Source organism: Raineyella sp. W15-4 (genome assembly GCF_033170155.1).
Taxonomy (GTDB): domain Bacteria; phylum Actinomycetota; class Actinomycetes; order Propionibacteriales; family Propionibacteriaceae; genus Raineyella.
Map to the genome: position 1 here is coordinate 3,496,135 of NZ_CP137079.1, position 18,004 is coordinate 3,514,138.

Consider the following 18,004-nt stretch of genomic DNA (forward strand, 5'->3'; position numbering starts at 1 on the left):
CCCGTCCTCCCAGGCTACGCATGTCCGCCCCGGCCAGGGGGGCGATTGTCACGGACTCGGCTCAGGACCGTCGGGTAGTTCCAGGCGGTAGCCCATCCCGGCCTCGGTGAGCAGGTAGCGCGGGGCGTGCGGATCGGGTTCGAGCTTCTTGCGCAGCTGGGAGATGTAGAGCCGCAGGTAGCCGGTGTCGGTGACGTGGTCCGAGCCCCAGATCTGGGTGAGCAGGTCCTGCCGGGTGACCAGCCGACCCGGGTTGCGGACCAGGAGTTCGAGCACCCGCCACTCTGTCGGCGTGAGTCGCACATGGCGGGTCTCGCCGCCCGTGGTCCGGACCACGCTGCGGGCGGTCAGGTCGATCGACACGTCGCCGATCCGCACCATCGGCTCGGGTTCGTTGCTCGGCACCCGCCGGGTCAACGCCCGGACCCGGGCGAGCAGCTCCTGGATCGAGAACGGCTTGGTCACGTAGTCGTCGGCCCCGGCATCCAGGGCCTCCACCTTGTCCGCCGCCCCGGTGCGCCCGGAGATCACCAGGATGGGGGTCTGGGTCCAGCCGCGCAGCGCATGGATCACGTCGATGCCGTCGAGTCCGGGCATGCCGAGATCGAGCAGCAGGAGGTCGGGCTGGTGCTCGACCGCGGCCTGGATGGTCCGCGCCCCGTCGGGGGCGGCGATGATCCGGTAGCCCTCGGCGCTGAGGGTGATCCGCAGGGCGCGGACGAGCTGCGGATCGTCGTCGGCGATGAGGATCTTCATCGTCCGTCATCCTTCCGGTCTGTGGTGTCCGCGACCGGCAGCGCCACCACCATGGTCAGTCCGCCACCCGGGGTGTCCTCCGGTGTCAGTGTCCCACCCATCCCCTCGGTGAAGCCCTTGGACAGCGCGAGTCCCAGCCCGAGCCCGGTGGTGTTGTCGACATCGCCGAGCCGCTGGAAGGGGACGAAGATGTCGTCGAGGCGCTCCGGCGGGATGCCCGGCCCGTGATCGGTCACCCGGATCTCCACCCGGTCGGCGAAGGTGCTGGTGGCGATCCGCACCCGGCTGCCGGACGGCGCGTGACGGGTGGCGTTGGCCAGCAGGTTGACCAGCACCCGCTGCAGCAGCACCGGGTCGGCCAGCACCTCCGGGCAGGTCGGATCCAGGTCGATCTCCAACTGGTCCGGCCCGAGATGCAGCTCGTCCAGCGCCGGCGCGATCACCTCCGCCGGGTCGACGGGACCCAGCGACACCGCGATGACGCCGGCCTGCAGCCGGCTGACATCGAGCAGGTCGGTGACCACGGCAGACAGCGTGGCCAGGCTCTCGTCGGCGGTGGACAGCAGTTCCTCCCGGTCGGCGGCGCTGAGGTGGTCGTACGACGCCCGCAGTCCGCCCACCGCGGCGATCGCGGCCGCCAACGGCCGGCGCAGATCGTGGCTGACGGCGGACAGCAGCGCGCTGCGGACCCGCTCCGACGCGGCCAACGGGGCTACCTCGCTGGCCACCTCCTCCAGATCCCAGTGCTCCAGGGCGGCCTGCAGCTGAGCAGTGATGACGGCCAGCAGCCGCCGCTCCGAGGCCTGCAGGTCACTGCCGTAGAGTTCGAGCTGGGTGTCGGCGCCGACGGGCACCGTGGTCGGTGTGCCACCCGGCGCAGGATCGCCGTCGGCGGCCAGGACGGTCCCGTTCTCCACGAGGCGCACCGCCTGCAGGCCGAAGGCCGACCGCGTCTCACTGATCAATGCGGGCACCGCATCCTCCCCCCGCAGCACGCTGCCCGCGATGGCCTGCAGCAGTTCCGATTCGGTGGCCGCCCGCCGGGCCGTACGGGAGCGGCGCGCCGCCCGGTCGACCAGGAAACTCACCAGCAGCGCATTGACCACATACAGTCCGAGTGCGATCAGGTGCAGGGGCTTGCTGATGGTGATGGTGTGGATCGGATCGATGTAGAAGTAGTCCACCGTCAGCCCGGACAGCAGCGCCGCGAACAGGCCCGGCCAGATCCCACCCAGCAGGGCGACCAGAATGACCAGCAGCTGGTAGGCCAGCACGTCGGAGGTGATCGAGTCCGGGCTGCGGACCCGGGTCAGGAACAGGGTCAGCGCCGGCCCGCCGAGCAGGGCGAGAGCGAAGCCGGCGATCCGCCGCCGCGGGCTCAGTGCCCGGCCCAGCCGCGGCAGCTGGAACCGGCCCCCCGCCGCAGGGTGATTGACGATGTGTACGTCGATCTTGCCGGCCTCGCGGATCACCGTCGCCCCGACTCCGGGGCCGGTCAGTGCGGCCTGCAGCCGTCCGCGGCGACTGACCCCCATCACGAGCTGGGTGGCGTTGACGGATCGGGCGAACTCGACCAGTGCCTCGGGGATGTCCTCCCCCACCACCTGGTGGTACGTACCGCCGAGCTTCTCCACCAGGGCGCGCTGGCGCGCCAGCGCCTCCGGGTGGCCCGACCGCAGGCCGTCCTGGCTGGTGACGTGCACGGCGAGCAGTTCCCCGCCGCCGGACCGGGCCGCGATCCGGGCGCCCCGCCGCAGCAGCGTCTCCCCCTCCGGTCCGCCGGCCAGCGAGACCACCACCCGCTCGCGGGCCTCCCAGGTGCTGTCGATGCCGTGTTCGGCCCGGTAGTTCTTGAGCGCCTGGTCGACCTCATCGGCCAGCCAGAGCAGGGCCAGCTCCCGCAGAGCGGTGAGGTTGCCGAGCCGGAAGTAGTTCGACAGCGCCGCATCGATCCGCTCGGCCGGATAGACGAACCCCTCCGACAGCCGGTCCCGCAGCGCCTGGGGAGCGAGGTCGACGACCTCGACCTGGTCGGCCGCCCGCAGCACATGGTCGGGGATGGTCTCCCGTTGCGGGACCCCGGTGATCTGTTCGACCACGTCATTGAGCGACTCGATGTGCTGGATGTTGACCGTGGAGATCACGTCGATCCCCGCGTCGAGCAGGTCCTGGACGTCCTGCCAGCGCTTCTCGTGCGGCGAACCGGGCACGTTGGTGTGCGCCAGCTCGTCGACCAGGGCGAGCTCCGGCCTGCGGGCCAGCACGGCGTCGAGGTCCATCTCGGACAGCTCGACCCCGCGGTAGGACACCGTACGCCGCGGCACGGTCTCCAGGCCCGCCATCATCGCCGCCGTGGCGGCGCGGCCGTGGGTCTCGACCACCGCCACCACGACGTCACGGCCCTCGTCCCGCAGCCGGCGGCCCTCCTCCAGCATGGTGTAGGTCTTGCCGACGCCGGGGGCGGCCCCGAGCAGGACCCGAAGCCGCCCCCGATCACTCATGGCTCAGCCCTTCCATGCGTCCAGGGCCACGTTGAGCTCCAGCACGTTCACCCGAGGCTCCCCAAGGTAACCCAGATCCCGTCCGCTGGTGTGCTGGCTGACCAGGGAGCGTACGACGTCCGGGCTCAGCCCGCGGGCCCGCGCCACCCGGTCGATCTGGATCTGCGCGTACGCCGGGCTGATGTCGGGATCCAGCCCCGAGGAGGACGCGGTGACCGCGTCGGGCGGCACCCGGTCGGCCGGGACCTGGTCGAAGGCTGCCACCTGGTCCTTGCGCGCCTGGATCGCGCCGACCAGCTTCGGGTTGTTCGGGCCGAGGTTCGACCCGGAGGAGGACGCTGCGTCGTACCCGTTCTCGCCCGCCGCGGACGGACGTGGCTGGAAGTACTGCGGCAGCGGGTCACCGGCCCGGTCGGTGAAGGACTGGCCGATCAGGGCCGACCCGACGACCCGGCCGTCGGCCGTACGGACCACGGATCCGTTGGCCTGTGACGGCAGCATGCCCTGGCCGATCAGGGTCATCACCAACGGGTAGACGATCCCGAGCAGGACCGTGAACAGTGCCATGGCGCGGAGCGAGACCCACAGGATCCGGCCGGTGGTGCGAGTAGTGGTGTTCATACCTGTCACTCCTGTCGGCTCAGAAACCCGGGATGAGGCGGATCAGCAGGTCGATCAGCCAGATCCCCACGAACGGTGCCACGATCCCGCCGACGCCGTAGATCAGCAGATTCCGGTTCAGCGTCTGCGAGGCGCTGAGCGCCCGGTACTGCACACCCCGCAGGGCCAGCGGCACCAGCAGCACGATGATGATGGCGTTGAAGATGACCGCCGACAGCACCGCGGAGGCCGGCGAGTGCAGTCCCATCACGTTGACCGCGGCCAGCCCGGGGTAGATTCCCATGAACATCGCCGGGATGATGGCGAAGTACTTGGCGACGTCGTTGGCGATCGAGAAGGTCGTCAGTGCCCCGCGGGTGATCAGCAACTGCTTGCCGATCCGGACGATGTCGATGAGTTTCGTCGGGTCGGAGTCGAGGTCGACCATGTTGCCGGCCTCCTTGGCGGCCGACGTGCCGGTGTTCATCGCCACCCCGACGTCGGCCTGGGCGAGGGCGGGGGCATCGTTGGTGCCGTCGCCGGTCATCGCGACCATGTTCCCGCCGGCCTGCTCGGACCGGATCAGGGCCAGCTTGTCCTCCGGGACGGCCTCGGCGACGAAGTCGTCGACGCCGGCCTCCTCGGCGATCGCGGCGGCGGTGAGTGGGTTGTCCCCGGTGATCATCACCGTACGGATCCCCATCGCCCGCAGCTCGGCGAACCGCTCGGTCAACCCCTCCTTGACGATGTCCTTCAGGTGCACCACGCCGAGCAGCCGGCCGTGGCCGGCCGGGTCGCGCCGGGCCACCACCAGCGGCGTCCCGCCGTCGGCGGAGATGTGGTCGGTGTGTTCCTTGATCTCGGTGAGCTGGTGGCTGGGCAACCGGCCGCCGCCCTCCTGCAGCCAGGCGGTCACCGCGGAGGCGGCCCCCTTGCGGATCTCGGTGCCGTCGGGCAGGTCCAGCCCCGACATCCGGGTCTGGGCGGTGAACGGCACGATCGTGCCGGGGTCGGAGTCGTCGACCCGGACCCCCTCGCTGCGGGCGAGCTCGACGATGGAGGTGCCCTCCGGGGTCGGGTCGGCCAGCGAGGACCGCGCGGCTGCGGCGATCAGCTCGTCCTCGGCGACGCCGCTCACCGGCACGAAGGCGGTGGCACGGCGGTTGCCGAGGGTGATGGTGCCGGTCTTGTCCATCAGCAGGGTGGTGACGTCACCGGCCGCCTCGACCGCCCGTCCGGACATGGCCAGCACATTGTGCTGCACCAGTCGGTCCATCCCGGCGATACCGATCGCTGACAACAGGGCCCCGATGGTGGTCGGGATCAGGCAGACCAGCAATGCGACCAGCGCCGTCAGGCTGACCGGCTCGGCGTCGAACGAGGCGATCGGGTCCAGCGTGAGGATCACCACGACAAAGATGACGGACAACGACGCGAGCAGGATGGACAGCGCGATCTCGTTCGGCGTCCGTTGCCGGTTGGCGCCCTCCACCAGCGCGATCATCCGGTCGACGAAGGTCTGGCCGGGCTTCGAGGTGATCCGGACCACGATGCGGTCCGACAGCACCCGGGTGCCGCCGGTCACCGCGGACCGATCACCGCCGGACTCGCGGATCACCGGGGCCGACTCTCCGGTGATCGCCGACTCGTCGACCGAGGCGATGCCCTGGATGACATCCCCGTCACCGGGGATGAGCTCGCCGGCCGACACCACGACGGTGTCGTGCAGCTGCAGATCGGAGGACGGCACGTCCCGGACGGCGAGGTGCTCGGCGCCGGGGTCGGCGGCCAGTCCGGCGGGGTCGGCGATGCGGTGCGCGGTGGTGCTGGTGCGGGTCTGCCGCAGCGAGTCCGCCTGGGCCTTGCCACGTCCCTCGGCGACCGATTCGGCGAGATTGGCGAAGAGCACGGTGAGCCACAGCCAGACGGCGATCGCCCAGGTGAACGCCCGGGGCACCACGGTGCCACCGGAGGCGGCCGGCCCGATGAAGAGTTCGACGACCGCCAGGACGGTGATCAGCACGGCCCCGACCCAGACCAGGAACATCACCGGATTGCGCCACTCCTGGCGCGGATCGAGCTTGCGGAACGCCCCGGGCAGGGAGGTCCACAACTGGGACCAGGAGAAGGCGCCGGCCGAGGTCCGGTGGCTGGCGGCCCGGTGCGCGGGGGCGGGGGCGGGGGTGAGCGTGGTGGACATGGTTCAGAGCAACCCTTCTGCCAACGGACCGAGGGTGAGGACGGGGAAGAACGTCAGGGCACTGACGAGGATGATCACGAAGAGCAGCAGCCCGACGAATTGCAGTCGATGGGTCGGCAGCGTCCCGGCGGTCACCGGCACCTTGTCCTGGGCCGCCAGCGAGCCGGCCAGGGCGAGGACGAAGACAATCGGGACGAACCGTCCCAGCACCATCGCCACCCCCAGGGCGGTGTTGAGCCACGGGGTGTTGGCGGCGAGACCGGCGAACGCCGAGCCGTTGTTGTTGGCCGCCGAGGTGAAGGCATACAGCACCTCGGACAGCCCGTGCGGGCCCGGATTGAGGATCGACGTGTTCGTGACGTCCTCGCGTACGCCGGGGAGGGCGAAGCTGAGCGCCGTGCCGACCACCACCAGGGCCGGCATCACCAGGATGTAGAGGCTGGCGAGCTTCATCTCCCGTGGCCCGATCTTCTTGCCGAGGTACTCCGGCGTACGGCCGATCAGCAGGCCTGCGATGAACACCGCGATGACGGCCACCATCAGCATGCCGTACAGTCCCGATCCGACCCCGCCGGGCGCGACCTCGCCGAGCATCATGTTGATCATCGGCATCATGCCGCCCAGGGCGGTGAAGGAGTCGTGCATGGCGTCGACGGCGCCGGTCGAGGTGAGCGTGCTGGTGGTGCCGAACAGCGTGGTGCCGACGATCCCGAAGCGCTGTTCCTTGCCCTCCATCGCGGCCCCGGCGAGTTGCGGGGCCGCCCCGGCACCGTGCGCCTCCAGCGCGGTGAGGATGGCGAAGGAGGCGACGTACAGGATCGCCATCGCCGCCAGGATCGCGTAGCCCTGCCGGTGGTCGCGGACCATCCGGCCGAAGGTCCGCGGCAGCGAGAACGGGATCACCAGCATCAGCAGGATCTCGAAGAGGTTCGTCCAGGGCCTCGGGTTCTCGAACGGATGGGAGGCGTTCGCGTTGAAGAAGCCGCCACCGTTCGTGCCGAGCTCCTTGATCACCTCCTGGGAGGCGGTCGGGCCACCGGGGATGTTCTGCGTGCCGCCGGCCAGTGTGGTGATCTCGGTGAACGGATGGACGTTCTGGATCACCCCGCCGACCATCAGCACGAACGCGCCGATCACCGCGAGCGGCAGCAGGATCCGCAACAGTCCACGAGTCAGGTCGACCCAGAAGTTCCCGAGCGTCCCCGACGTACGCCGGGCGAGTCCGCGGACCAGCGCGACGGACACGGCGATGCCGACCGCGGCGGAGACGAAGTTCTGCACCGCCAGACCGGCCGCCTGCACGGTGTAGCCGAGGGTCGCCTCCGGCGAGTACGACTGCCAGTTGGTGTTGGTCACGAAGGAGACGGCGGTGTTGAAGGCCAGGTGCGGCGAGGGAGCCGACAGCCCCAGGGAGTACGGCAGCCACTGCTGGAGACGCTGCAGCAGGTAGACGATCAGTACACCGACCAGGGAGAACGCCAGCACCGCCCGCAGGTAGGCCGGCCAGGTCTGCTCGGCGCGGGGGGCGACGCCGATCAGGCGGTAGAGGCCGCGCTCCACCCGGGTGTCGGACTCGGATTCGTACACGCGGGCCATGTAGTCGCCCAGCGGACGGTAGAGCACGGCCAGCACGACCGCGACGGTCAGCAGCGACGCGAGAGCGAGGAGCGCCGTCATCAGAAGCGCTCCGGTTTCACGAGGGCGAACACCAGGTATCCGAGGGCGGCGACGCCGAGGACGAGGGCGATGAGATCGAGGACGATCACAGCTTCTCCACCGCCTTGCCCAGCGCGGCGACCAGTGCGAACAGCACGATCGTCCCCAGAACGTAGATCACGTCGAGCACGGGAGCTCCTTGACGAGGTGACCGGGCCCGATCAGGACCCGGACGTCCGCAGACGCAATCCCTGATCGAAGCCGCGTCGACGCCTCGTCGAAAGGACCCCTAACAGAACCCATACGACGCCCCGAGGGCGCTATTCACCCTGGTCAGGATCCGGCCGCCCGACCCACGTTCGCCCCGGTTCGGCTCACACACATTCGCAGAGGCATGACGTTCGCCCGTGCGAATGTGCTTGTCACTCAGCACAAACGCACGGGCGAAACGCAAAGCTGTGTCGATGTGTCTGACTGGGCCACGATGCCTGTCAGGGTCTCCCTCAGTACCGGCGCTCCGCCCGGTAGTAGCGGATCAGCGCCCGGGTCGACGGATCCTGGGCCTCGATGGCCGTCTCGTCGCCGGCCACCGCACCGGTCAGTTGCTTGGCCATCGCCTTGCCGAGCTCGACGCCCCACTGGTCGAACGAGTCGATGCCCCAGACCGTGCCCTGGGTGAAGGTGATGTGCTCGTACAGGGCGATCAGCTGGCCCAGCACCGACGGCGACAGCTCGGGCGCCATGATCGAGGTGGTCGGCTTGTTGCCGGGGAACTCGCGGGCAGTGACGATCTCCTCACGGGTGCCCTCGGCCCGCACCTCGTCGAGGGTCTTGCCGAACGCCAGCGCCTTGGTCTGGGCGAAGAAGTTGCCGAGGAACAGCTCGTGCACGTCGTTCTCGCCGTCCCGGGTGGGGTTGGCCGGGTTGGCGACCGCGATGAAATCGGCGGGGATCAGCCGGGTGCCCTGGTGGATCAACTGGTAGAAGGCGTGCTGGCCGTTCGTCCCGGGCTCGCCCCAGAAGACCTCGCCGGTGTCGGTGGTGACCGGGGTGCCGTCCCAGCGCACCCGCTTGCCGTTCGACTCCATCGTCAGCTGCTGCAGATAGGCCGGGAAGCGGTGCAGGTACTGGGCGTACGGCAGCACGGCATGCGACTGGGCGCCGTGGAAGTTGGTGTACCAGATGTTCAGCAGGCCCATCAGCGCGGGCACGTTCTGCTCGATCGGGGTGGTCCGGAAGTGCTCGTCCATCGCGTGGAACCCAGCGAGGAAGGCCTCGAAGTTGTCCGGGCCGATGTAGACGGCCAGCGAGGTGCCGACGGCCGAGTCGACCGAGTAGCGCCCGCCGACCCACTCCCAGAACCCGAAGGCGTTGGCCGGGTCGATGCCGAACGCGGCGACCTTGTCCAGGGCGGTCGACACGGCGACGAAGTGCCGGGCGACGGCCTCGCCCTCCTGGCCGTCGACGATCGCGCCACGGTCCTTGAGGCTGGAGACGAGCCAGTTGCGGACGATCCGGGCATTGGTCAGGGTCTCCAGCGTGGTGAACGTCTTCGAGGCGACGATCACCAGGGTGGTCTCCGGGTCGAGCAGGAAGGTCTTCTCGGCCGCGTCGGTCGGATCGATGTTCGAGATGAACCGGCACTCCAGACCCAGCTGGCCGTACGGCTTGAGCGCCTCGTACGCCATCACCGGGCCGAGGTCGGAGCCGCCGATGCCGATGTTGACGACCGTCCGGATGGTCTTGCCGGTGATGCCACGCCACTCCCCGGAGCGGATCTTGCGGGCGAAGGCGTAGATCCGGTCCAGTTCCCCGTGGACGTCGGCCACGACGTCCTTGCCGTCGACGATCAGCGACTGGCCGGCCGGCTTGCGCAGGGCGGTGTGCAGCACCGCACGGTCCTCGGTGACGTTGATCCGGTCGCCCCGGAACATCGCATCGATCCGGCCGGTCAGGTGCACCTGGTCGGCGAGGTCGACCAGGGCCGACAGGATGTTCCCGTCGAGCCAGTTCTTGGACAGGTCGACGAAGAGGTCGCCGGCGGTGAAGGAGAATCGCTCGGTGCGTCCCGGGTCCTCGGCGAACCACGTGCGCATGTTCGGTCGGTAGTCGTGGGCGAGGGAGCTCAGCCGCCCCCAGGCCTCGGTGGTGGTGGCATCAACGGGAGACTGCATGAGGCAAGACTATGGCCGCAGGCCGGGCGACGTACGGTCGGGCCGACACCCCGGTGGCGGCATGCCGAGACACGGTCGATACCCCAGCCCGGTGGCCGCCCGAACCGCTACCGTGACGCCATGGACAACTCTGAGTTTCCTGACGGCGCCCTGCCGGACGCCGGGCTTCCCGAAGGCGTCACGTTCGAGGCGGGCCGCGGCGGCCTGCCGGTGGTGCGGGTCGCGATCGGTTCGTGCATCGCGGAGGCGTACCTGCAGGGAGGCCATCTCACCGGCTGGCAGCCCGCCGGACAGGACCCGGTCGTCTGGCTGAGCCAGAAGTCGCGCTTCGAGGAGGGGGCGGCGATCCGCGGCGGCGTCCCGCTGTGCTTCCCCTGGTTCGGTGCCGGCCAGGACGGACGACACTACCCGCCGCACGGCGTCCTGCGGCTCACCCCGTGGCAGCTCGCCGAGACCACCCCGGTGGCGGACAGCGTACGGCTCCGGTTCCACCTCGACGGGCACGAGGTCGATCTGGCGGGCCTGGAGGACTTCGACCGGGACTGGGCCGCCGACATCACCTACACCGTCGGCCAGGTGCTCGACATCGACCTGCGGATCGAGGCGTACGGCAACCGCAGCACCCCGTTCACGTACGAGGAGGCGCTGCACACCTACCTGCACGTCGGCGACACCCGCCGGATCACCGTCGACGGGCTCGACGGCTGCCGCTACCACGACAAGGTCACCGACGGGGACTTCGACCAGCGCGGACCGCTCGCGATCGTCGGCGAGACCGACCGGATCTACCGGCACGCCGGGGACGTCACGGTCAAGGACCCGACGCTGCGGCGGACGCTGGGGATCAACAAGCGCGGCTCCGCGCAGACCGTGGTGTGGAACCCGTTCGTCAGCAAGTCGGCGAAGCTCGGCGACTTCGGCAACGACGAATGGCAGGAGATGCTCTGCGTCGAGGCGGCGAACATCGGCTCCGCCGCGGTCACCCTGGCGCCCGGCCAGTCGCACACCCTGCACCAACGGATCGCCGTGGACCGCACCCAGCGATACGCGGGGGCCAGGCGGAGCCTGGCCTGAGGATGGGGGTCGGAGGGCGGGACCGGAGGACGACACGCATGTCGACACGTACCGACCGGGCCCGCGCGGAGGTCGGTGTCCCCCGCCCACTGGCGGCCGGCAGCGACTCGGAGTTCCGTGTCGACCTGGAACGGATCCGCTTCTCCCCCGCGTTCTCCCGGCTGGCCGAGGTCACCCAGGTGGTCTCGGCCGGCACCACCGGCGGCATCGTCCACAACCGGCTGACCCACACCATCAAGGTCACCGCGGTGGCCCGGGCGATCGCCGTCCGCCTCGAGGAGTCCGCCGCCCCGGAGCGGATCGCGGCGCTCGGCGGGCTGCACCATGTGGTCGCCCAGGCCGGCGCCTGTTCGCACGACCTGGGCCATCCGCCGTTCGGACATCTCGGCGAGCAGGAGCTGGACCGGCAGGCCCGGACCCGGTTCGGCCTGAACGACGGCTTCGAGGGCAACGCGCAGACCTTCCGGGTGCTCACCGAGCTGGAGGTGCACGGCCCCGGCGACCAGGGGCTCAACCTGACCACCGCGGTCCGCGCGTCGGTGCTCAAGTACCCGTGGGGGCGCCACCACTGGCCCGATCCGCATCCGCGGACCTGGCCGCGCCAGCCCCGGGGCGCCCGGCCCGACATCAGCGGCGGCTCGTACAAGTTCAACGCGTACGTCCCCGATCTGGACGAGCTGATCGCGGTCCGCGAGGCGTTCCCGGATGTACGCCGCGACCAGCAGACCCTCGACTGTGCGGTGATGGACCTGGCCGACGACGTCGCCTACTCGCTGCACGACCTGGAGGACTTCCACCGGGCGGGGGTGCTGCAGTTCTCCGCGGTGTCGAGCGAGTTCCGCACCTGGGCCGGGGAACGCGACGAGTTCGCGATGCTCACCGACTCCCGGCTCGACGCGATGACCCGGGCGCCCGGCGCCGGACTGGAGACACTGCGCCGCCGGCTGGCGACCCGGGACGCCTGGATGTTCGACGAGGACGCCTATCTCGAGGCGGTGCTGCGGGTCGGCCAGGAGTTCGTCGAAGGGGTGCTGGCGATCCCCTACGACGGGTCGATGGCGGCCGACCGGTCGCTGTCCGGCTTCACCTCCACCTGGATCGACGCCCTGGTGGACGCGGTCCGGCTGGTCGACGACCCGCCGATCCGCGGCTCCTCGGTGGAGCTGTCGCAGGGCGCCTGGCACCAGGTGCAGGTGCTGAAGTTCATCCACCAGTACTTCGTGCTGCACCGCCCCGACCTCACCCTGATGCAGCGCGGGCAGGCGAACGTGGTGCGTCAGATCGTGGCGGCCTTCGACGACTGGCTGAGCGACCGGCTGGACGCCCCCCGGGCGCCGCGGCGGCTGCTCGACCTCGTCGACACCGCCACCGAGGGCTACCGCCGGGTGGCGCGCCGCCATCCGGACTGGCTGGACGGGATGACCTCCCGCGACGATGTGCTCCGGATGGGGCGCGGGCGCGGGATCATCGACTACGTCGCGGGCATGACCGACCATCAGGCGGAGGCGACCGCGTCCCGGTTGCGGGGCGGTTCCGGGCTGCTGTGGGGCGGCGGGTCCGTCTGACGGGAAGGACAGCCCTCAGCGACCGGCACCCGGCACCGAGGCTTCGTCGATCACACCCTGGACCAGCGCGCCGTACCGGTCGATCAGGTCCTCCGACGTGATCGTCGCCTCGTCGAGGTGGTGGTAGAGCCGCAACGACACCGTCAGCCCGGCGAGCAGAGCGATCACCAGCTCGGCGGTCACCTCGCCGAGACGGGCGGCGAGGGGACGTACGTACGTCTCCCGGACGATACGGCGCACCTCTTCCGGGTCAGGGGCCGGCATCAGCAGCACGACGGCGCGAGCCAGCGGATCGGGGACGACGGAATCACGGCGGTGTACGACGTCGGCCACCAGGACCCGGCCCAGCTCGGTCGGCGGCGCCTCGATCAGGTGCGGCAGCGGCTCGAAACGGGTCGACTCGCGGAACAGGTCGTCCTTGCTGCCGACGAGCTTCATCACCAGCGCCGGCGAGACCCCGGCCTTCGCGGCGACGTCCCGGATGGACACCGCCGAGTAGGTCTTGACCGCGAACAGACCACCCGCCGCCGCGAGGATCCGGTCCCGCGTGCTCTCAGACACCCGCTGTCTCCCTGTCGCCGGCCAGGTCGAGGTCGATCGTACGGGTCACCCCGGTGAGCAGGACGGCGGCCGATGCTGCCTCGCCGGCCTCGGTGTCCACCGCGGTGAGCACGTGGCGGCCGGGGGCCGGCAGCGGAAGCCGGAACCGGCCGTCGGGACCCGACGGGGTGGTCGACACGAGTTCGCCGGTGGCTCGGGTCAGGGTGACCAGGGCGCCCGGCACCGGCGCGCCGGCCCGTGTGACGGTGCCGCCGATGTGCAGGCGAGGGCCGAGCTCGACGGCCAGATCCTCGGGGCCGGCGACCCGGACCACGGCGCTGACCGGCGGCCATCCGTCGGACGTCGCGACCCGGACGTACCGGCCGGGACCGGGCAGGGTGATGCGGTAGGTGCCGTCGGGGTTGACGTGTCCCCAGTCGAGTTGCTCGCCCGCCGTGGTCAACAGGGTCACCACGCCGTGTCGTACGGGTCGCCCTGCGCTGGTCACCGTGCCGGTCCAGACATGCTCCTCGCTCGCGGAGGTGGCCTTCGCCACCGACCGACTCCGCGGCAGGAACACCGTCACCAGCGCGGCGAGCAGAGCCGCCGCGGCGCTCAGCCAGAAGCAGTACAGGAAGGCGTCCACCCTGGGCAGGGTGCCTCCGTCGACAGTCATGGTGAGGTTCGTCAGCAGGGCTGCGAGCACCGCGGACGCGGTCGAGGTGCCGACGGAGCGCAGCAGCACATTGAGCCCGTTCGCGGCGGCCGTCTCGGTGATCGGCACCGCCCCCATGATCACCGTCGGGATCGCCGCGTAGGCCAGCGCCGTCCCCGCCGAGGCGATGACCGACCCGAGGACGATGTGCCACAGCTGATCCATCAGGACGATCCGCTGGACATACCCGAGTGCGAGCACCACGGCGCCCACGATGATCGTCGGCCGAGCGCCGATCCGCCGGACCAGCACGGCACCGACCGGAGAGACGGCGACCATCGACAGGCTCGACGGGACCAGCGCCAGGCCGGTCGCCAGGACGCTCAGCTGGAAGCCGTAGCCGCTGGCCAGCGGCAGCTGCAACAGCTGGGTGGTGGACTGCATGTTGCCGAACATCGAGAAGCCCACCAGCAGGGTCGCCACATTGGTCAGCAGCACCGGCCGGCGGATCGCCGTCCGCAGATCGACCATCGGGTTGGCGATCCGCAGCTCCCACGGAAGCCAGGCTGCGAGCAGCACCACGCCGAGCAGGACGCACAGCAGCGTGGTGTGGCTCCACCAGCCCCAGTGCCCACCCTTGGTCACCGCGAGCAGCAGGCTGACCAGGGCGGCGGACAACAACACCGCCCCCAGCAGGTCGAACCGGCCGGGCGTCCGCACCGTCGACTCCGGCACGATCAGCAACACCAACGCGATCAGCACACCGGCGACGGCCGCGGAGGTCCAGAAGAGCGCGTGCCAGGACCAGCGCGCGGTGATCAGACCGGCTGTCGGCAGTCCGAGGGCCGCACCGATGCCGATGGTGGAGCTCATCAGGGCGACCGCACCGCCGACCTTCTCCTTGGGCAGTTCGTCGCGCATGATCGACATGCCCACCGGCGTGAGGCCCGCAGCGACGCCCTGCAGGGCGCGACCGGCGACCACGACGGCAAGGTCGTTGCTCACCGCGCCGAGGACCGATCCGATCGCCATCAGGACCAGGCAGGCCAGGACCATCCGCCGTTTGCCGTACATGTCTGCGAGCTTGGAGACGATCGGGGTGGCGACCGCAGAGCTGAGCAGCGCGGCGGTCACGGTCCAGGAGGCGTCCTCGTAGCCGGTGCCGAGCAGCCTCGGCAGCTCGGGCAGCAGAGGGATGAGCAGGGTCGGCTGGAGAGCGACCATCACGCCGGTGGCGCACAAGATCGTGACGAGCAGTGAGTCGGGGGTCCGACGGACGGTGCGGGGCTGGGCCATGCGGGTCGCTGTTCCTCCCGGAGCAAGGGGGTGAACGATTGTTTACCCTGGAATCGTACGTCGCCCTGTGGCTCCAGTCACATCGGCGTGCCGACAGTCCGACGGCCGGGCCCGGCAGCTCGATTGCTCGGCGGCACACCGACGGCTTGGCGAAGGCTCCAGACTGGGGACGTGGACACCTTCACCGCGATCCTCCATCGCGCCCTCGTCGCCCAGCCGTTGCCCGCCCCCGAGATCGTCCTGGGGCTCGGTGCCGCCGCGCTGGTCCTGGTGCTGTTCCGGCCGGTATGGCGGACCACCCGGATGCTGGTGACGATCACCCACGAAGCGGGGCACGCCGTGGTGGGACGGCTGTCCGGCCGGGAACTGGAGGGGATCCGGCTCAACGCCGACACCTCGGGGGTGACCGTCACCCGCGGGCGGCCCCGCGGGCCGGGGATGGTCGCCACCCTGCTGGCCGGCTACACCGCGCCGGCGGTCGTCGGCGTGGCGGCTGCGGCGCTGCTCGGCACCGGACGGGCCACCGCCCTGCTGTGGGCGTTCCTGCTCTTCCTGGCGTTGATGCTGCTGGCGATCCGCAACCTCTACGGGCTGGCGGTGATCATGGTGGTCGGCGGTGCTCTGGGGCTGGCCACCTGGTACCTGCCGGTGGAGCTCCAGGGCTGGCTGGCCTACCTGCTGTGCTGGGTGCTGTTGTTCGGGGCCGTACGCCCCACGCTGGAACTGGCCGGCTCGCGGGACCGGGGCTCCGACGCCGCCCAGTTGGCTCGGCTCACCCACCTGCCGCAGCTGCTGTGGACCGGGCTGTTCCTGGTCGTCGCCCTCGTCGGGCTGGGGCTCGGCGGCTGGATGCTGCTCGGCGCCGCGGGGGTGGTCCCGCCGCTGATGCCGCTCGGCTCGGCCGCGTGACGGTAGGCTCGCCTGCATGACTGACATCCCCGAGATCGATCCGCCCGAGGGCCCCGCACCCACCGAGCTGCAGATCGTCGACGAGATCATCGGCGACGGCACCGAGGCCACGGCCGGCGACATCGTCGACGTCCACTACGTCGGCGTCGCCTTCTCCTCCGGTGAGGAGTTCGACTCCTCCTACCGCCGCGGCACCCCGCTGGCCTTCCAGCTCGGTGTCGGCCAGGTGATCCAGGGCTGGGACCAGGGCGTCCAGGGCATGAAGGTCGGTGGCCGGCGCAAGCTGGTCATCCCTCCGCAGCTGGCCTACGGCGATCGCGGCGCCGGCGGCGTCATCCAGCCCGGTGAGACGCTGATCTTCGTCTGTGACCTGGTCAACGTCCGCTGACCTGACCCTCAACAGGCCTGACCCTCAACAGGGCGGCCGAGGCACGGCGGGACCGCCCGACAACCGCAACGGCCGCCACGCGGTCCCGGTCACTCAGCTGACCGTCACGTGCACGTGGTCCATGTGGTTGGCGGTCGCCGAACCACGGTCCTCCATCGCCCGCCAGCCCTCCGAGGACCGCTGGGTGGTCCAGATCTTCTGCTGGTAGATCACCTCGGTGATACCCAGCTCGGCGGCGTGCGAGCGCATGTAGGCGGCGATCTCCGAGCCGCGCGAGCCGGTGATCATGATGTCGACGGCATGGCCCGTCCCGTGCGGTCCCGAGTCGCCGGCCCGCGAGCCGCCGTACGCGGTGACGTACGGGAAGGCGACACAGCTCGCCTGGTAGACCTTCTGCGCATTGGCCCCCAGCCAACCGCTCGGCTTGGGGCAGTTCGCCACCGAACCGGAGGCGGCCGACGTACTCGCCTTGGTGCTGGCCGTCGCCTTCGGGGTCACCTTGGCCGACGAGGTCGCGGAGGCCTTCGGCGAGGCGGACGCTGCGGACGCCGTGGCCGACGGAGTGGCCGAGGCCATCGCCGAGGCGCTGGGGGTCTGGGAGGCCTCCGGCCACAGCCGCTGCTCCGAACGGCTCACGTTCCCCATCTCGCGCATCGAGATGTCCTGGGGGACCGCCGCCGGGACGGCATCCAGTCCGCTGCCCCGGTTCGCGCCGACGACGACGCCCGCGGTGCCGACGACGACCACGGTGGCGGCCACGCCGGGGACCAGCAGCCGCATCCGCGAGCCGGAGCCGGGCTGCTCATCGGGATCGAGCAACGCCCGCTCGGGCCGTGGGACCGATGTCCCCCGGTGGACCCGACCGCCGAACGGACCCGACCGGTGCCGGATGGTGTCGCGGACGGACTCCCACGGATGACGCTGTACCGCGCGGCGTGCCTGGGTCACGAGCCATAACCTTTCGGTGGAGGACGACGGTCGTGGGGGACGACGGTGAGGATCGAAAGACTGAGACGATCCTAAAGGGACATCGCGAATTATCACAAATCGGTCACGCAGCGGGCAGAACCTGTGGATAACCTGTCAGTCGCGGCGCCGGAGCCCCGCGCAAGCCGGAGAAACATCCGACTCGCGGCGCAAGCAACGTGCGCAAGGTCACGACGAACCGTGGCCCCTGCTGTCATCATCAGAGAAACACCGTCCCCTCGCCCACCGTGGACGGGGACATCCCTCCGAAGGAGTGAAGGAGCAGAGGATGACCACGGACTGGATCGCCGATGTCAAGAAGTACGCCCCGAAAGCCGACGAGACCGTGCTGCAGAACATGCTCAGCACCTACCGCCTCGTCCTGAGCCACCCCGACAGCGCCCTCGTGTCGTTCAGTGACGCCGAGGAGCGCAAGACCGTCCGGGAGAGCTTCCTCAAGAAGAAGCTCGGGCTCACCGACGACGACACCACGCTCGACGCGGCCATCAAGGAGGTCGGCGCGAAGATGAAGGACGGCACCCGCAACGGCCGGCTGGCCGTCTACTACCTGCTGGCGGAGAAGTTCGGCAAGCTCGACCTGTTCCGGTGACCCGGCCGGGGCGGCCCGGCATCAGAGTGGCCCGAGACCGGGGCGGCCCGAGACCTGCTCCTCGGCCCGGCTCGCCCAACCGGGTCGCCCTCGGACCGGCGCCGCCACGAACGG

At 70.3% G+C, this 18,004-nt stretch carries 15 protein-coding genes; 5 read left to right on the forward strand and 10 right to left on the reverse strand.

Annotated features, from left to right (window positions below; all coding sequences use genetic code 11):
• Window positions 1–48: 48 nt before the first annotated feature.
• From R0145_RS16190 to pgi, 7 genes are all read right to left on the reverse strand, one after another.
• The gene (locus R0145_RS16190; RefSeq protein ID WP_317837977.1) at window positions 49–756 is read right to left on the reverse strand and encodes a response regulator transcription factor; all 708 of its coding nucleotides are present in this window, start codon (window positions 754–756) and stop codon (window positions 49–51) included.
• Entirely contained in the window at window positions 753–3,257 is a 2,505-nt protein-coding gene (locus tag R0145_RS16195) for an ATP-binding protein (RefSeq protein WP_317837979.1), read from the reverse strand. The genes R0145_RS16190 and R0145_RS16195 overlap by 4 nt, the downstream gene beginning before the upstream one ends.
• A gap of 3 nt (window positions 3,258–3,260) precedes the next feature.
• The gene (gene kdpC, locus R0145_RS16200) at window positions 3,261–3,878 is read right to left on the reverse strand and encodes a potassium-transporting ATPase subunit KdpC (protein ID WP_317837981.1); all 618 of its coding nucleotides are present in this window, start codon (window positions 3,876–3,878) and stop codon (window positions 3,261–3,263) included.
• A gap of 19 nt (window positions 3,879–3,897) precedes the next feature.
• A complete protein-coding gene (gene kdpB, locus R0145_RS16205; protein ID WP_411742126.1) occupies window positions 3,898–5,904 on the reverse strand; it encodes a potassium-transporting ATPase subunit KdpB in 2,007 nt (668 codons plus the stop codon).
• Between the two features lie 156 nt (window positions 5,905–6,060).
• Window positions 6,061–7,734, reverse strand: a complete 1,674-nt coding sequence (gene kdpA / locus R0145_RS16210) for a potassium-transporting ATPase subunit KdpA (RefSeq protein WP_317837983.1) — start codon at window positions 7,732–7,734, stop codon at window positions 6,061–6,063.
• Entirely contained in the window at window positions 7,734–7,823 is a 90-nt protein-coding gene (locus tag R0145_RS16215) for a potassium-transporting ATPase subunit F (RefSeq protein ID WP_317837985.1), read from the reverse strand. The genes kdpA and R0145_RS16215 overlap by 1 nt, the downstream gene beginning before the upstream one ends.
• Window positions 7,824–8,216: 393 nt before the next feature.
• Window positions 8,217–9,887 carry a glucose-6-phosphate isomerase gene (gene pgi, locus R0145_RS16220; protein WP_317837986.1) on the reverse strand — a complete coding sequence of 557 codons (1,671 nt, stop codon included), beginning with the start codon at window positions 9,885–9,887 and terminating at the stop codon, window positions 8,217–8,219.
• 120 nt (window positions 9,888–10,007) lie between these two features.
• On the opposite strand from pgi, the gene R0145_RS16225 reads away from it, so the two are divergent.
• The gene (locus tag R0145_RS16225) at window positions 10,008–10,961 is read left to right on the forward strand and encodes a D-hexose-6-phosphate mutarotase (protein WP_317837988.1); all 954 of its coding nucleotides are present in this window, start codon (window positions 10,008–10,010) and stop codon (window positions 10,959–10,961) included.
• Window positions 10,962–10,999: 38 nt separating this feature from the next.
• Entirely contained in the window at window positions 11,000–12,526 is a 1,527-nt protein-coding gene (locus R0145_RS16230) for a dGTP triphosphohydrolase (RefSeq protein WP_317837989.1), read from the forward strand.
• 15 nt (window positions 12,527–12,541) lie between these two features.
• On the opposite strand, the gene R0145_RS16235 is transcribed toward R0145_RS16230, so the two are convergent.
• Window positions 12,542–13,087, reverse strand: coding sequence for a TetR/AcrR family transcriptional regulator (locus tag R0145_RS16235; protein WP_317837990.1), 546 nt, complete (start codon window positions 13,085–13,087; stop codon window positions 12,542–12,544).
• Window positions 13,080–15,017: an MFS transporter gene (locus R0145_RS16240; protein WP_317837991.1), complete on the reverse strand. Its 1,938-nt coding sequence runs from the start codon at window positions 15,015–15,017 to the stop codon at window positions 13,080–13,082. Before R0145_RS16240 ends, R0145_RS16235 begins: the two co-directional genes overlap by 8 nt.
• Window positions 15,018–15,188: 171 nt before the next feature.
• Between R0145_RS16240 and R0145_RS16245 the strand changes: the two genes are divergently transcribed.
• On the forward strand, window positions 15,189–15,926 hold the full coding sequence (locus R0145_RS16245) for a M50 family metallopeptidase (RefSeq protein ID WP_317837992.1): 738 nt from the start codon (window positions 15,189–15,191) through the stop codon (window positions 15,924–15,926).
• 16 nt (window positions 15,927–15,942) lie between these two features.
• Window positions 15,943–16,314: an FKBP-type peptidyl-prolyl cis-trans isomerase gene (locus R0145_RS16250; protein ID WP_317837993.1), complete on the forward strand. Its 372-nt coding sequence runs from the start codon at window positions 15,943–15,945 to the stop codon at window positions 16,312–16,314.
• Window positions 16,315–16,407: 93 nt separating this feature from the next.
• On the opposite strand, the gene R0145_RS16255 is transcribed toward R0145_RS16250, so the two are convergent.
• Window positions 16,408–17,262, reverse strand: a complete 855-nt coding sequence (locus R0145_RS16255) for a hypothetical protein (protein WP_317837994.1) — start codon at window positions 17,260–17,262, stop codon at window positions 16,408–16,410.
• A gap of 307 nt (window positions 17,263–17,569) precedes the next feature.
• On the opposite strand from R0145_RS16255, the gene R0145_RS16260 reads away from it, so the two are divergent.
• Window positions 17,570–17,890: a DUF2853 family protein gene (locus tag R0145_RS16260; RefSeq protein ID WP_317837995.1), complete on the forward strand. Its 321-nt coding sequence runs from the start codon at window positions 17,570–17,572 to the stop codon at window positions 17,888–17,890.
• Window positions 17,891–18,004: the final 114 nt, after the last annotated feature.

What these genes read in the sequence shown, in the direction of transcription:
- kdpB (WP_411742126.1), bottom strand. Translation starts at nt 5,904, where the DNA reads ATGTTCCTGGTCTGGGTCGGGGCCGTGCTGATCACCGTCCTGGCGGTC.
- pgi (WP_317837986.1), bottom strand. Translation starts at nt 9,887, where the DNA reads ATGCAGTCTCCCGTTGATGCCACCACCACCGAGGCCTGGGGGCGGCTG.
- R0145_RS16250 (WP_317837993.1), top strand. Translation starts at nt 15,943, where the DNA reads ATGACTGACATCCCCGAGATCGATCCGCCCGAGGGCCCCGCACCCACC.
- kdpA (WP_317837983.1), bottom strand. Translation starts at nt 7,734, where the DNA reads ATGACGGCGCTCCTCGCTCTCGCGTCGCTGCTGACCGTCGCGGTCGTG.
- R0145_RS16190 (WP_317837977.1), bottom strand. Translation starts at nt 756, where the DNA reads ATGAAGATCCTCATCGCCGACGACGATCCGCAGCTCGTCCGCGCCCTG.
- R0145_RS16225 (WP_317837988.1), top strand. Translation starts at nt 10,008, where the DNA reads ATGGACAACTCTGAGTTTCCTGACGGCGCCCTGCCGGACGCCGGGCTT.
- R0145_RS16230 (WP_317837989.1), top strand. Translation starts at nt 11,000, where the DNA reads ATGTCGACACGTACCGACCGGGCCCGCGCGGAGGTCGGTGTCCCCCGC.
- R0145_RS16240 (WP_317837991.1), bottom strand. Translation starts at nt 15,017, where the DNA reads ATGGCCCAGCCCCGCACCGTCCGTCGGACCCCCGACTCACTGCTCGTC.
- kdpC (WP_317837981.1), bottom strand. Translation starts at nt 3,878, where the DNA reads ATGAACACCACTACTCGCACCACCGGCCGGATCCTGTGGGTCTCGCTC.
- R0145_RS16195 (WP_317837979.1), bottom strand. Translation starts at nt 3,257, where the DNA reads ATGAGTGATCGGGGGCGGCTTCGGGTCCTGCTCGGGGCCGCCCCCGGC.
- R0145_RS16260 (WP_317837995.1), top strand. Translation starts at nt 17,570, where the DNA reads ATGACCACGGACTGGATCGCCGATGTCAAGAAGTACGCCCCGAAAGCC.